The organism is Micromonospora sp. WMMC250, assembly GCF_027460215.1.
Classification (GTDB): Bacteria; Actinomycetota; Actinomycetes; order Mycobacteriales; family Micromonosporaceae; genus Micromonospora; species Micromonospora taraxaci.
The window spans coordinates 569,404-585,036 of the sequence record NZ_JAPZBJ010000002.1 but is presented as its reverse complement, the minus strand read 5'-3'; the positions used below and the strand labels follow the sequence as shown (position 1 = coordinate 585,036).

The 15,633-nt window shown below is 74.3% G+C and carries 1 protein-coding gene; it reads right to left on the bottom strand.

The window, feature by feature from the left end:
- Positions 1 to 5: 5 nt before the first annotated feature.
- Entirely contained in the window at positions 6 to 15,617 is a 15,612-nt protein-coding gene (locus O3438_RS02250) for a type I polyketide synthase (RefSeq protein ID WP_269678320.1), read from the bottom strand.
- Positions 15,618 to 15,633: the final 16 nt, after the last annotated feature.

Genomic DNA, 15,633 nt, shown 5'->3' with positions numbered 1-15,633 from the left:
GTGGTTCAGCGAGAGGAATCGAGCGCCAGCCGGATGAGGTCGTCCTCATCCAGGCCGTCGAGGTCGGTGCCGTCGGGTTCCCCGGCGGCGGTTTCGGTGTCGTCGCCGGCGTCGTCGGCGAGGCGCAGCACGGCGTCCAGCAACCCAGCGGCACGCAGGCGGGCCGGTGAGATCGCGGCGAGCGCCTGCCGGATGCGGGCGTCGTCGTCGAGGTCGTCCGGGCCGAACAGCTCGTCGTGCAGGTGCTCGGCGAGGACCAGGGCGCTGGGGTAGTCGAAGATCAGGGTGGTGGCGAGCCGCAGGCCGGTGCTCGCGTTGAGCCGGTTGCGCATCTCGATCGCGGTCGCCGAGTCGAAGCCCAGCTCCCGGAACGCGCGCTCGGGTTCGACGGACTCGGCCGACGGGTGGCCGAGGACAGCGGCGGCCTCCGCCCGTACCGTCTGGAGCAGGGCCCGGTGCCGTTCACCGCGGGACCTGTCGCGTAGCCGGGTGTAGAGCGCGGACGCCCCCTGGCCGCCGATCGCGGCCTGGTCGGCGTCGCGGATCCGGCGTACCTGCGGCAGTTCGTGCAGCAGCGGCCGGGGCCGGGCCGACTCGTAGGCGGGCGCGAACCGCTGCCAGTCCACGTCGGCGATGGCGACGAAGGTCTCGTCGTGGTCGAGGGTGCGGGCCATGGCGGCGATGGCCAGGTCGGGTGCCATCGCGGCGAGGCCACGTCGGCGCAACTGCTCGACGATCGCGGCGTCGGACATGCCACCGCCGTCCCACACACCCCAGGCGATCGAGGTGGCGCGCAGACCACGGGCCCGGCGACGGGCCGCGAGCGCGTCGAGGTACGCGTTGGCCGCCGCGTACGCGCCCTGCCCGCCGCCGCCCCAGACGCCGGCGTTGGATGAGAACAGGACGAATGCGCTGACGTCTCCGACGAGGTCGTCGAGCGCCGCGGCGCCTGCCGCCTTGCCGTTGACCACGTCGGCGAACTCGTCCAGATCGGTGTCGGCCAGCGGTGCCGAGCGGGCGACACCGGCGGCGTGGAAGACCGCGGTGAGGTCGCCGATGCCGTCGAGCAGGCTGGTGAGCGCGTCCCGGTCGGCCGTGTCGCAGGCGGCGATGGTCACCCGTGCGCCGAGGTGTTCCAGGTGGGTACGCAGCTCGTCGGCGCCGGGGGCGTCCGGGCCTCGCCGGCTGGTGAGCACCAGGTGCTCGGCGCCCCGTCCGGCCAGCCAGCGGGCGACGTGTGCGCCGATCGCGCCGGTGCCGCCGGTGATCAGGGTGGTGCCGGTGGGCGTCCACCCGTTCGGCGGTGCCGGGCTGTCGAGGGGGGCGGGGCGGAGGCGTCGAGCGTGGACGGCGTCCTCGCGTACCGCGATCTGGTCTTCGTCGTCGATGCCGGCGACGGCTGCCTGGAAGCGGGTGCGGGCGGCGCTGTCGAGCCGGGCGGGCAGGTCGATCAGGGCGCCCCAGCGGTCCGGCTGTTCCAGGCCGAGCACCCGGCCGGTGGCCCAGACCTGGGCGGGGCCGGTCAGCGGCGGCTCGTCGGTGGCGGCGACGGTGACGGCGCCGCGGGTGACGATCCGGAGCCGGCCGGGGATCCCGGCGTCGGCCAGGGCCTGGACCAGCAGCACGGTCGCGGTCAGGCAGTGTGGGACGGCTCCGCCGGTGTCCGGGGCGACCGCCAGGAGGGACAGCACACCGGTGACGGCGGGCTCGGGGCCGGTCGCGGCTCTCAGCTGTGCGGTCAGCGTGGCCCGGTCGGTCGTCGCCGGGTCGACCTCGACGATGACGGCGGTGCCGCCGGCCTGCTCGATCGCGGCGCTGACGAAGTCGGTTTCGGTCTGGGCGGTGGTGGTGGTGATCAGCAGCCAGGTGCCGGTGAGCAACGCGTCGGGCGGTTCGGGCAGGGCGGTCCAGCCGACGGTGTAGCGCCAGGTGTCGGTGGTGCCGCGCTCCGTGCGGGTACGCCGCCAGGCGGTGAGGGCGGGCAGCAGGGCGTCGCCGTCGCCGGTGATCCCGAGGGGGGTCAGGTCCCCGTTCTCCACCGCCTGCCAGAACTCGCTGTCGACCGGGTCGACGACGGGCACCGGTGTGTCGCCGGCCGGCCAGTACCGCTGGTGTTGGAAGGGGTACGTCGGCAGGTCCACGGTCCGGGTAGCGGGAATGACTGTGGTCCAGTCGACGGGTGCGCCCTGCACCCACGCCTCGGCCAGCGACCGCACGAACCGCTCCGGGCCGCCTTCGTCACGGCGCAGCGTGCCGACTGTGGTGGCCTCGATCGCGCCGGTGAGCACCGGGTGGGCGCTGACCTCAACGAAGATCCGGTGCCCGGCGGCGTGAGCGGCCTGCACTGCCAGGTCCAGGCGCACCGGTTGGCGCAGGTTGCGATACCAGTAGGCGGCGTTCATCTCCCCGCCGTCCTCGACTGTGGAGAACACCGGCACCGAGCCGGGCAGGGGCTGCACCCCGTCGAGCAGACGGGCCAACTCCGCCTCCACCGGCTCGACCAGCGGGCAGTGTGACGCGTAGTCCACCTTCACCCGCCTGGCCCGCACCCCCGCCGCCTCGGCAGCGGCCAGGAACGGCTCCAGGTCGGCACCGGCCACCACGACACTGGTCGGGCCGTTGACCACGGCGACGCTGACCCCGTCGGTCAGCAGGGGGTTGACCACGTCCAGGCCGGCGCTGACCGACACCATGCCGCCGGTGCCGGACAGGGCCAGCAAAGCCTTGCTGCGTAACGCGACGACCTTCGCGGCGTCACTGAGCGACAGGACCCCGGCGACGCAGGCGGCGGCGATCTCACCCTGCGAGTGACCGATCACCGCGTCAGGGGTGACGCCCTTGGCCTTCCACACCTCGGCCAACGCGACGTGCACCGCCCACAACACCGGCTGCACCACATCCACCCGATCCAACGGGTCATCCGAGCGCAGCACGTCCAGGAGATTCCAGTCCACGAACGGGGCCAGAGCCGCCGCACACTCCGCGATCCGGGCCGCGAACACCGGCTCGGCATCCAGCAGACCCACCGCCATCCCCACCCACTGCGAACCCTGGCCGGGGAACACGAACACCACACCGGCGGAACGGGCCACACCGGCGACGACGGCGCTCGACGGCAACCCGTCGGCAAGGGCGGCCAGACCGGCACTGTGGTCCGGGCCGAGGACGACTGCGCGGTGGTCGAAGACAGCACGCGAGGTGGCCAGCGAGTACGCCGCCTGCCCGGCGTCGCCGTCCCACGCCGCGAGCCGTTGCGCCTGACCGGCGACCGCCGTCGCGCTGCGGGCCGACAACAACCAGGGCGCACCGGGATCCGTCGCTACCGACTCGGCCTCCGGGGTGACCGGCGGCTCCTCGATGATCACGTGGGCGTTGGTGCCGGACACCCCGAACGACGACACCCCCGCGCGACGCGGGCGCTCCCCCGCCGGCCACGGCCGGGCGTCGGTGAGCAGCTCCACCGCGCCGTCGGACCAGTCGACGTGCCCGGTGGGCCGCTCGACGTGGACGGTCCGCGGCATGGTGTCGTGCCGCATCGCCATCAGCATCTTGATGATCCCGGCGACCCCGGCGGCGGCCTGGGTGTGTCCGATGTTCGACTTGATCGAGCCGAGCCACAGCGGTTGGTCGGCGGGCCGATCCTGACCGTAGGTGGCCAGCAGCGCCTGGGCCTCGATCGGATCGCCGAGTCGGGTGCCCGTGCCGTGCGCCTCGACCGCGTCCACGTCGGCGGTGGTCAGGCCGGCGTCGGCCAACGCGGCGCGGATGACGCGTTGCTGCGACGGGCCGTTCGGGGCGGTCAGACCGTTCGACGCGCCGTCCTGGTTGACAGCGGTGCCGCGTACCACGGCGAGCACCCGGTGACCGTTGCGGACGGCGTCGGAGAGCCGCTCGACGAGCAGCACACCGGCGCCCTCCGCCCAGCCGGTTCCGTCGGCGTCGTCGGAGAAGGACTTGCACCGGCCGTCGGGCGCCAGGCCGCGCTGCCGGGAGAAGTCGACGAACGTACCCGGGGTGGCCATCACCGTCACCCCGCCGGCCAGTGCCATGACGCACTCGCCGTTGCGCAGCGCCCGTACCGCGAGGTGCAGTGCCACCAGCGACGACGAGCACGCGGTGTCCACGGTGACCGCCGGGCCCTCCAGGCCGAAGGTGTACGCCACCCGGCCGGAGACCACGCTGCCGGCGTTGCCGACACCCAGCAGACCCTCGACTCCGTCAGCCGACCCGAGTCGGCTGACGTAGTCGTGGTACATCACCCCAGCGAACACACCCACCTGCGCTCCCCGTACGACCGCCGGGTCGATCCCGGCCCGCTCGAACGCCTCCCAGGAGGTCTCCAACAACAGCCGCTGCTGCGGATCCATGGCGAGGGCCTCCCGTGGCGAGATCCCGAAGAATCCCGCGTCGAAGTCGCCCGCGTCGTAGAGGAAACCGCCCTCCTTGGTGTACGTGGTCCCAGGATTGTCAGGATCGGGATCGAACAACACCCCTACATCCCAGCCCCGGTCAGGGGGGAACTCGCCGATCGCGTCACCGCCGGTGTCGACCAACTGCCACAGGTCCTCGGGGGTCGTCACACCGCCCGGGTAGCGGCAGGCCATGCCGACGATCGCGATGGGTTCGTCGGCCGTGACCGCCCTGCTCACACCGGTCGTGGGGGTCTCGTCGCCACCGCCGAGAGCGGTGTTCAGGTGGTCGGCCAGGGCGACTGGGGTCGGGTAGTCGAAGACCAGGGTGGCGGCCAACCGCAGCCCGGTCGCGGCGTTCAGCCCGTTGCGCAGCTCGACGGCGGCGAGTGAGTCAAAGCCGAACTCGCTGAACGGGCGGTCGGCCACAACGGCCCGTCCGGAGCCGTGGCCCAGCACGCCGGCCACGTGGGTGCGTACCAGATCGAGCAGTTGGTCGCGGCGCGCGGCCGGTGCCAGACCGGCGAGCCGGCGCACCAGGGCGGCGTCGCCGGACGCCCGACCCGCGCGCTGCCGGGGGATCGCGCGGACCATGCCGCGCAGGACGCCGGGGACGTGCGACGGGGTCGCCGACGGGTCGAGCCGGACCGGTACGAGCAGGGCCTGGCCGTCGGCGCCGGCCTGGTCCAGCGCGGTGAGCGCCACGTCGGTCGGCAGCGGCAGCACACCGGAGCGGGCCATCCGGTCCAGTTCCGCCGGGGCGAGACCGGCGGCCATGCCGTCCGCCCACGGCCCCCAGGCCAGCGAGGTCGCGGCCAGGCCGGTGGCGCGCCGGTGCGCGGCGAGGGCGTCGAGGAAGGCGTTGGCGGCGGCGTAGTTGCCCTGCCCCGGACCGCCGAAGACGCCGGCGGCGGAGGAGAACGACACGAACGCGGAGAGGTCCCGGTCGCTGGTGAGTTCGTGCAGGTGCCAGGCCGCGTCGACCTTCGGTCGCAGGACGGCGGCGGTGCGGTCCGGGGTGAGGCGGTCGATCGTACCGTCGTCGAGGACGCCGGCGATGTGGACGACGGCGGTCAGGTGGGGCGCTGCGGCGAGGACCGCCGCGAGGGCGTCCCGGTCGGCCGCGTCGGCGGCCACCACCATCGCGGTGGCACCGAGGGCGGCCAGGTCGGCGACCAACTCGGCGGCACCGGGCGTGTCGGTGCCGCGGCGACCGAGCAGGATCAGGTCGGTGCAGCCGTGGCGGGTCGCCAGGTGCCGGGTGACGATCCTGCCGAGGGCGCCCAGGGCCCCGGTGACCAGTACCGTTCCGGTGCCGAAGGAGGGCCCGTCGCCGGAGACGCGGGAGGGCACCAGCCGGGGTACGAGGACGGTGTCTCCGCGCAGCGCGACCTGTTCCTCGCCGGCCCCGGCGATGGCTGCCAGCCGGGCGTCGTCCGGATCGTCACCGGGTGCGGCGTCGGCCAGCAGGAAGCGGCCCGGGTTCTCGGACTGGGCGCTGCGGATCAGGCCCCAGACCGCGGCGCCGGCCGGGTTCGGGACCGTGTCGTCCGGGACCGCCGCCACCGCCCCGGTGGTGAGCACGAGCAGACGGGCGTCGTCCTGCGCGAGCACGGCCTGCGCGGCGGCGAGCGCCTCCACCGTCACCGCGTGCGCGGCAGCGGCTTGGTCGCCCGAAACCTGCGGGACGCGCAGCACGGTCAGGTCCTGCGCTGTCGACTCCACGGGCACCGGGATCGGCGACCAGGACAGCGTGTGCAGCACCGACGGCGGGGCGTACGGCCGCAGGAGCAGGGACTCCACGGTGACAGTGGGGCGGCCGAGGTCGTCGGTCAGGTCGATCCGGACGGTGTCGGCGGCGGTCCGGGTCAGCCGGGCCCGGGCGGCGCTGCCGGTCTGACCGTGGCGGGTGACACCGGTCCAGGAGAACGGCACCTTGGCCTCCCGGCCGGCGTCGCCGGTCAGGCCGAGGACGTGCAGAGCGGCGTCCAGCAGCGCCGGGTGCGCCGCGTACCCGTCGGCGTCACCGTCGAGGGCCAGATCGGCGTGGAGGGTTCCGTCGGTGGCACGCCAGGCCCCGCGCAGCCCCCGGAAGGCGGGACCGTAGTCGAGGCCACGGTCGGCCAGGTCGTGGTAGAGGTCGCCGAGGTCGAGCGGGGTCGCGCCGTGCGGCGGCCATTCGTCGGTGTCCGGGGCGGGCACTGCGGCGGGGCTGACCGTGCCGGTGGCGTGTGCCGCCCACCGGACCCCGTCGGTGGTGGCGTGCACCGCGACCGGTCGACGTCCGGCGTCGTCGGCCGGGCCGACCCGCACCTGGAGCTGCACGCCGCGTTCGCCGGCCACCACCGGGGCGGAGAGCACGAGGTCGTCGACGTGGTCGCAGCCGGCCTCGGCACCGGCCGCGAGGACCAGTTCGAGCAGCGCGGTACCGGGCACGACGACCGAGCCGGCGATGCGGTGGTCGGCGAGCCAGGGCACCGAGCCGGTGCTCCAGTGGCCGGTGTGTACCCGCTCGTCGTCGCTGCCGGCCAGCGGGACCATCGCGCCGAGCAGCGGATGACTGCCGGCGCCGGCCTCGCCGACGGCGGCGGCCGGCCAGTAGCGGCGGCGTTGGAAGGCGTAGGTGGGCAGGTCGACAAGCCGTCCGCCGGTCAGGCAGGGCGCCCAGTCGACAGCGACACCGCGCACGAAGGCCTGCGCGAGAGCGGCCAGCAGCGTGGCCGGTTGGTCCCGGTCAGAGCGTTGCACGGGTACGAACACCGCGTCAGCGACGCAGTCCGCGCCCATCGCGGAGAGCACCCCGTCGGGGCCGATCTCCACGAACGTGCTGACACCCAGGCTCTCCAGGGTGGTGATCCCGTCGGCGAAGCGCACCGCCTCGCGCACGTGCCGCACCCAGTAGCCGGCGTCCTGGGTCTCGGCGATCTGCCCGCTCACGTTCGACACGATCGGGATGCGCGGCGTTGCGTAGGTCAGGGTTGCCGCCACCTGGGCGAACTCGGCCAGCATCGGCTCCATCAACACCGAGTGGAACGCGTGGCTGACCCGCAGCCGCTTGGACTTGAACGTCGCCGCGACGGCCGCGACCTCGTCGGCCACACCGGACAGCACCACCGAGCGCGGGCCGTTGATCGCCGCGACGGATACCCCGTCGGTCAGCAGCGGCAGCACCTGCGCTTCGGTGGCCCGCACGGCGACCATGACACCGCCCGCCGGGAGTGCCTGCATCAACCGACCTCGGGCGGTGACCAACGTTGCCGCTTCGGCCAGGGACAGCACCCCCGCCACGTGCGCGGCGGCGATCTCACCGATCGAGTGCCCCACCAGGAAGTCCGGGGTGACGCCGAACGACTCGACCAGGCGGAACAACGCGACCTCGACGGCGAACAACGCCGACTGCGTGTAGACGGTCTGGTCCAGGTCGCCTCCGTCGGCGATGACCTCGCGGATCGGCCGGTCCAGGTGCCGGTCCAGTTCGGCGCAGGCCGCGTCGAACGCTTCCGCGTACACCGGGAAGGTCTCGTGCAGGGCCAGGCCCATGCCGGGTCGTTGCGAGCCCTGGCCGGAGAACACGAATGCCGTCCGGCCGGTCACCGGCGTGCCGGTGACCAGAGCGGGGTCCTGCTGACCGGCGGCGAGGGCGTCGAGGGCGGCCCGACCGAACGCCACCGCCCGGTGCGGCAGGCGGGCCCGCCCGGCGAGGGTGTACGCCGCGTCGAGCAGGTCCACGTCGCCGTCGGCCAGGAGCCGGATCGCCTGCGCGGTCAGCGCTTCCGGGGTGCGGGCGGACAGGACCAGCGGCACGTCGACGGTCGCCTGGCGTGCCGAGTCCTCGGGTGCGGGGGCCGGTTCGGGTGCCGCTTCGAGGATGACGTGCGCGTTGGTGCCGGACACCCCGAAGGAGGAGACCGCCGACCGGCGGGGACGCCCGTCACCCGCCCACTCGCGGGCCTCGGTGAGCAGGGCGACCGAGCCGGACGACCAGTCGACGTGCGAGGTCGGCTCGTCGGCGTGCAGGGTGCGGGGCATCAGCCCGGCCCGCATCGCCATGACCATCTTGATGATGCCGCCGACTCCGGCGGCGGCCTGCGCGTGACCCAGGTTCGACTTGATCGAGCCGAGCCACAGCGGCCGGTCGGCGGCACGGCCCTGGCCGTAGGTGGCGAGCAACGCCTGCGCCTCGATCGGGTCGCCCAGCACCGTGCCGGTGCCGTGCGCCTCCACCACGTCGACGTCGGCGGTGGACAGACCGGCGTCGGCGAGCGCGGCCCGGATCACCCGCTGTTGGGCGGGGCCGTTCGGGGCGGTCAGACCGTTCGACGCGCCGTCCTGGTTGACGGCAGTGCCGCGGACCAGCGCGAGCACCGGGTGACCGCGGCGGCGGGCGGTGGACAACCGCTCGACCAGCAGCACACCGACGCCCTCGGACCAGCCAGTGCCGTCGGCGCCCGCCCCGAACGCCTTGCAGCGCCCGTCGGTGGCAAGCCCACCCTGTCGGGAGAACTCCAGGAACATCGTCGGCGTGGCCATCACCACGGCGCCGCCGGCGACGGCCATCGCGCACTCGCCGTTGCGGATCGCGCTGATCGCCAGGTGCAGCGCGACCAGTGACGACGAGCAGGCGGTGTCCACAGTGACGGCCGGGCCCTCGAAGCCGAAGGTGTACGCGAGCCGGCCCGAGATGACGCTGGCGGCGGTGCCGGTGAGCAGGTAGCCGGTGCTGGCGTCCCGGCCCTGCAGCAGCGTGTCGTACCCCTGGGCCGAGGCTCCGACGAAGACGCCGCCGACCTGCTCGCCACGGACGGTCTCCGGGTCGATGCCGGCGCGTTCCAGGGCCTCCCAGGTGGATTCCAGCAGCAGCCGTTGCTGTGGGTCCATGGCCAGTGCCTCGCGCGGTGAGATGCCGAAGAAGTCGGCGTCGAAGTCGGCGGCGTCGTGCAGGAAGCCCCCACGGTCGGTGGCCGAGCCGCCGTCGGTGTCGGTGTCGAAGAGGTCGGCCCGCCACCCCCGGTCCGCCGGGACCGCGCTGATGCCCTCGGCGCCGTCGGCGACCAGTCGCCACAGGTCTTCCGGGGTGCTGATGCCCCCCGGGTAGCGGCAGGCCATCGCGACGATCGCGATCGGATCGTCGTCGTCCCCGGTGGCGGCGGTGGAGGGTGGGGCCGCCTCCGGGATGGCACCGCCGAGCAGTTCGTCGCGCAGGTGGGCGACGAGCGCGAGGGGGCTCGGGTGGTCGAAGGCGAGTGTCGCGGACAGCCGGAGCCCGGTCACGGCGGTGAGCCGGTTGCGCAGTTCGACGGCTGTCAGCGAGTCGAACCCGAGTTCCTTGAAGGCCCGGCCGGCGACGACGTCGGACGGGGCGTGCCCGAGGACGGCGGCGACGTCCGCCACGACGATGTCCAGGAGGATCCGTTCGGCCTCGGCCGGTGCGGTGGCCAGCCGCCGGCGCAGCGCGGTCGCCGCGTCGGCCGGCCCGGCGCTGCCGGCCGGGCGGGTCACCCCACGGACGAGTCCCCGCAGCAGCGGCGGTGGGGTGGTGCCGGCGGCGACGGTACGGGCGAGTCGCACCGGGACGGTCAACGACTCGTCGACCCCCAGCGCCAGGTCGAACAGCGCCAGGCCTTCGCCGGTGTCGAAGCCGAGCACACCCGTGCGGTCCATGCGTCGTGTGTCGGTGTCGTCCAGCCGGCCGGCCATGCTGGTCGTGGCGGTCCACGGGCCCCAGGCGAGCGAGATCGCCGGCCGGCCCTGGGCGCGGCGGTGCGCGGCGAGCCCGTCCAGGAACGCGTTAGCGGCCGCGTAGTTGGCCTGCCCGGCCGCGCCGAGCAGCCCGGACAGCGACGAGAAGAGCACGAAGGCGGCCAGCGGCTGGTCCTGGGTGAGGTCGTGCAGGTGCCAGGCCGCGTCGACCTTGGGGCGTAGCACGCTGCGCAGCCGGTCCGCTGTCATCGCGCCGAGGACACCGTCGTCGAGGACGCCGGCGAGGTGCACGACGGCGGTGAGTGGCCGGTCCGTGGTGCTGGCCGCGATGAGGGCCGCAGCCGCGCCGCGGTCGGCGACGTCGCAGGCGGCCAGTGTCACGCTGGCACCGAGCCCGCGCAGTTCGTCGGCGAAGTCGGTCGCGCCGGGCGCGTCCGGGCCTCGCCGTCCGGCCAGCACCAGGTGCCGGACGCCGTGGGTGGTGACCAGGTGCCGGGCGACGGCCGCACCGATCGCGCCGGTGCCGCCGGTGAGCAGGACGGCGCCCTCCGGGTCGAGGGCGCTCGGGACGGTGAGGACCACCTTGCCGACGTGCGCGGCCTGGCTGACGTGCCGGAACGCGGTACCCGCCGCGCGCACGTCCCAGGTGGTCACCGGCAGCGGCCGCAGCGCGCCGGCCTCGAAGAGGTCGACCAGGGCGCGCAGCATCTCCTGGATCCGGTCCGGTCCGGCCTGGATGGTGTCGAAGGCCCGGTAGCTGACGCCGTGCGCCGCGTTGATCGCGGCCGGGTCGCGGACGTCGTTCTTGCCCATCTCGGCGAACCGGCCGCCCGGGGCGAGCAGCCGCAGGGAGGCGTCGACGTGCTCGCCGGTGAGCGAGTTGAGGACCACGTCGACCCCTCGGTCGCCGGTCGCGGCGCGGAACCTCTCCTCGAAGCCGGTGGTGCGGGACGAGGCGATCCGGTCGCCGTCGACACCCAGACCACGCAGCGTCTCCCACTTGGCCGGGCTGGCCGTGCCGTAGACGGTGGCGCCGAGGTGGTGGGCCAGTTGCACGGCGGCCATGCCGACGCCGCCGGTGGCGGCGTGCACCAGCAGCGACTCCCCGGCGCGCAGGCCGGTCAGGTCGACCAGTGCGTAGTAGGCGGTGAGGAAGACGATCGGCACGGCGGCGGCCTGCTCGAACGTCCAGCCGGCTGGGATCGGGGTGACCAGCCGGTGGTCGGTGACGGTCACCGGGCCGAACGCGCCGTAGAACATGCCCATGACCGCGTCGCCGACGGCCACCCCGTCGACACCGGGGCCGATCGCGGTGACGACACCGGCGCCCTCGCTGCCGAGCTGGGCGACGTCGGGGTACATGTCCAGGGCGATCAGGACGTCACGGAAGTTGAGGCCGGTGGCGCGGACCGCGATCCGGACCTGACCCGGGCCGAGCGGTTCGTCGACCTCGGGGCACGCGACGAGGGCGAGATTGTCGAGGGTGCCCTTGACGGGGACGTCGAGTCGCCAGGGAACTCCGGCGGGCGGGATGAGGGCGGGCCCGGTCGCGGCGCGGGCCAGGCGTGGGGCGAGCACTGCGCCGTTGCGGACGGCGAGTTGCGGCTCCCCGGTGGCGAGCGCGGCGGCGAGCACGTCGTCGTCGGGCCGGTCCAAGTCGACCAGGACGAAGCGGTCCGGGTTCTCGGTCTGCGCGGTGCGGACCAGCCCCCACACCGCGGCGGCGGCCAGGTCGGTGACGTCCCCGTCGGGCGAGGTGGCCACCGCGCCGGAGGTGACCACGGCGAGCCGGGCGTCGGCGTCGGTGGTGTCGCGCAGGAACCGCTGGAGGACGTCGAGTGTGGCGGCGGTCGCCGAGTGCGTGGCCGTCAACGGGTCGGCACCGGTGGTCGGCGGGTGCCAGATCTGCGCCGATGTGGCCGGTGCGGCGGGGACGGTGGCGACCGGTGTCCACGCGAGGCGGTGCAGGGCGTCGGCGACCGGGAGGGTCTTCGTGGTCGGTGGGGTGTACGGCCGGAGCACCAGGGAACCGACAGTGGCGACCGGCTGCCCCGTGGTGTCCCAGACGTCCAGGGCGACGGTGTCGGTGCCCCGCAGCCGTACCCGGATCGTGTCGGCGCCGACCGCGTGCACCGTGGCACCGTTCCAGGCGAACGGGACGGCGGCCGGTTCGGCGTCGGTGACCGTGTGACCGAGGGCGTGCAGGGCGGCGTCGAGGATCGCCGGGTGCAGCCCGAAGCGGGTGGCGTCGACGCTCTCGGGGGCGCGTACCTCGGCGAACGTCTCCCCCAGCGGGCCGCGCCAGACCGCTTCCAGGCCCCGGAACGCGGGCCCGTAGGTCAGGCCGCGCTCGACCAGCCCCGGGTAGAGGTCGTCGATGTCGACGGGTTCGGCCCCCGGGGGCGGCCACTCGGTGAGGGCGGGGGGCACGGCGCCGGTGACACCGAGGGTGCCGGAGGCGTGCACGGTCCACGTCTCGCCGTCCCCGCTGTGCACGCTCACGGTGCGCCGGCCGTCGGCGTCGGCCGCGCCGACCCGGACCTGGACCTGCACCCCCACCGGCGGCAGGACGAGCGGGGTGGCCAGGACCAGGTCCTCGACCGTCGGGCAGCCGACCTCGGCACCCGCCGCGAGCACCGCTTCGAGCTGGGCGGTGCCGGGCACGACGAGGTCCCCGGCGACCTGGTGGTCGGCGAGCCACGGGTGCCCGGCGGCGGACCAGTGACCGGTGAAGAGGTGCTCGTCGACGCCGGCCAGGGCGACGGCGGCACCGAGCAGCGGGTGGTCGACGCCGCTGAGGCCCAGCGCCCTGGTGTCGCCGACCGGGGCGGTGCCGGTGGCCGGCCAGTAGCGCTGGTGTTGGAACGCGTAGGTGGGCAGGTCGACGCGGCAACCACCGGGGGCCAGCACGGTCCAGTCCACCGCGGCGCCCCGCACGTACGCCTCGGCCAGCCCGGTGACCAGCGCTGTCACCTCGGGACGGCCACGGCGCAGCAGCGGCACGTAGGTGGCTTCGGTGTCGTCGCTCTCCCGGGCCATGGCGGTGAGGACGCCGTCCGGGCCGATCTCCAGGAACCGGGTGACGCCACGGCCGCGCAGCCAGGCGATGCCGTCGGCGAACCGGACCGCCCCGCGCACGTGCCGGACCCAGTAGCCGGCGTCCGGTGTGCCGGCGAGTTGCCCGGTCAGGTTGGACACGACCGGGATGACCGGCTCGTGGTAGGTCAGGGCGCTCGCCACCTGGGCGAACTCGGCCAGCATCGGCTCCATCAACGCCGAGTGGAACGCGTGGCTGACCGTCAGCGCCTTGGACTTGTCGAAGTGGGCGGCGACCGCCGTCACGGCGTCGGCGGCGCCGGACAGCACCACCGACCGGGGACCGTTGACGGCGGCGATGTCCACACCGTCGGACAGCAGCGGCAGCACCTCGGCCTCGGTGGCGCGTACCGCCACCATGACCCCGCCGGGCGGCAACGCCTGCATCAGCCGACCTCGCGCCGCCACCAACGTCGCGGCGTCGGCAAGGGACAACACGCCGGCCACGTGGGCGGCGGCGATCTCACCGATGGAGTGCCCCACCAGGTAGTCCGGGGTGACCCCGAACGACTCGACCAGACGGAACAGGGCCACCTCGACAGCGAACAGGGCGGCCTGCGTGTAGCCGGTCTGTTCCAGGTCCACGCCGTCGGCGATCACCTCGCGCAGCGGACGGACGAGGTGGGGGTCCAGCTCCGCGCAGACCGCGTCGAATGCCTGCGCGTACGACGGGAACCGCTCGGCGAGGTCGAGGCCCATGCCGCGGCGCTGGGATCCCTGACCGGAGAAGAGGAAGGCGGTCCGGCCCTCCTGGACGGTGCCAGTGACGAGCCCGGCGGCGGTGTGCCCGTCGGCCAGGGCTGCGAGTCCGGCCGGCAGGTCGGCGCCGGTGACCACCGCCCGGACGGGCAGCGGTGAGCGGGTCGCGGCGAGCGAGTGGGCGATGTCGGCGGGGCCGGCCCCGGAGCCGGTGGTGAAGGCGGCGAGGCGGTCGGCCTGCGCCCGCAGCGCCTCCGGGGTGTGACCGCTGAGCACCCAGACCGGGTCGGTGGCGACCGGGGCGTCCGTCGCCGGGGCGTCCGTCGCCGGGGCCTCCTCGATGATCGCGTGGGCGTTGGTGCCGCTGATGCCGAACGCGGAGACCGCCGCCCGGCGGGGCCGCTCCCCCGGCGCCCACCGGCGCTCGGAGGTGAGCAGTTGGACGTTGCCAGCGGTCCAGTCGACGTGCGGGGTCGGCTCGTCGACGTGCAGGGTGCGTGGCATGACGCCGGCCCGTAGGGCGAGCACCGTCTTCATCACGCCGCCGACCCCGGCCGCAGCCTGGGTGTGGCCGAGGTTGGACTTGAGCGAGCCGAGCCAGAGCGGTTCGCCGGCTGGACGGCTCTGACCGTAGGTGGCGAGCAGCGCCTGCGCCTCGATCGGGTCGCCGAGCCGGGTGCCGGTGCCGTGCGCCTCGACCAGGTCGACGTCGGCGGCGGTGAGTCGGGCGTTGGCCAGCGCGGCCCGGATGACGCGTTGCTGGGCGGGCCCGTTGGGGGCGGTGAGGCCGTTGGACGCGCCGTCCTGGTTGACCGCGGTGCCCCTGATGACGGCGAGCACCGGGTGGTTGTTGCGCTGGGCGTCGGAGAGCCGCTCCAGCAGGAGCAGGCCGGCGCCCTCGGACCAGCCGGTGCCGTCGGCGGCGGCAGCGAACGGTTTGCACCGGCCGTCCGGGGCGAGGCCGCGCTGGCGGCTGAACTCGACGAACGCCTCCGGGGTGGCGAGCACCGTGGCGCCACCGGCGAGGGCCAGGGAGCACTCCTGCTGGCGCAGTGACTGGACCGCCAGGTGCAGCGCGACCAGGGAGGCCGAGCAGGCGGTGTCGATGGTGACCGCCGGCCCTTCCAGACCGAACTGGTACGCGATCCGGCCGGAGAGCACGCTGGCCGCGCTGCCGGTCAGCCGGTAGCCCTCGATGCCGTCCTGGGTGTGCCGCTGCAACAGGGTGTCGTAGTCGCGGCCGCTGATCCCGACGAACACACCGGTGCGGCTGCCGCGCACGCTGTCACCGGGGATGCCGGCCCGCTCGAACGCCTCCCAGGCGGTCTCCAGCAGCAACCGTTGCTGCGGGTCCATGGCCAGGGCCTCGCGGGGCGAGATGCCGAACAGCGCCGGGTCGAAGTCGGCCGCCTCGGCGAGGAAGCCGCCCTCGCGGGCGTAGCTCTTGCCCTTCGCGTCCGGGTCGGGGTCGTAGAGCCCGTCGACGTCCCACCCACGGTCGGCGGGGAAGTCACCGATCGCGTCACCGCCGGCGGCGATCAGCTCCCAGAGCTGCTCCGGCGTGTCGACCCGCCCGGGGTAGCGGCAGGTCATCGCGACGATCGCGACCGGTTCGCCGGCCGCCGTCTCCACCTCTTCGAGGCGCCGCTTGCTGCGTCGCAGCTCGGCGGTCATCCACTTGAGATGGTCGAGCAGCTTCTCGTCGTTCGCCATCACACGTACCCCGTTC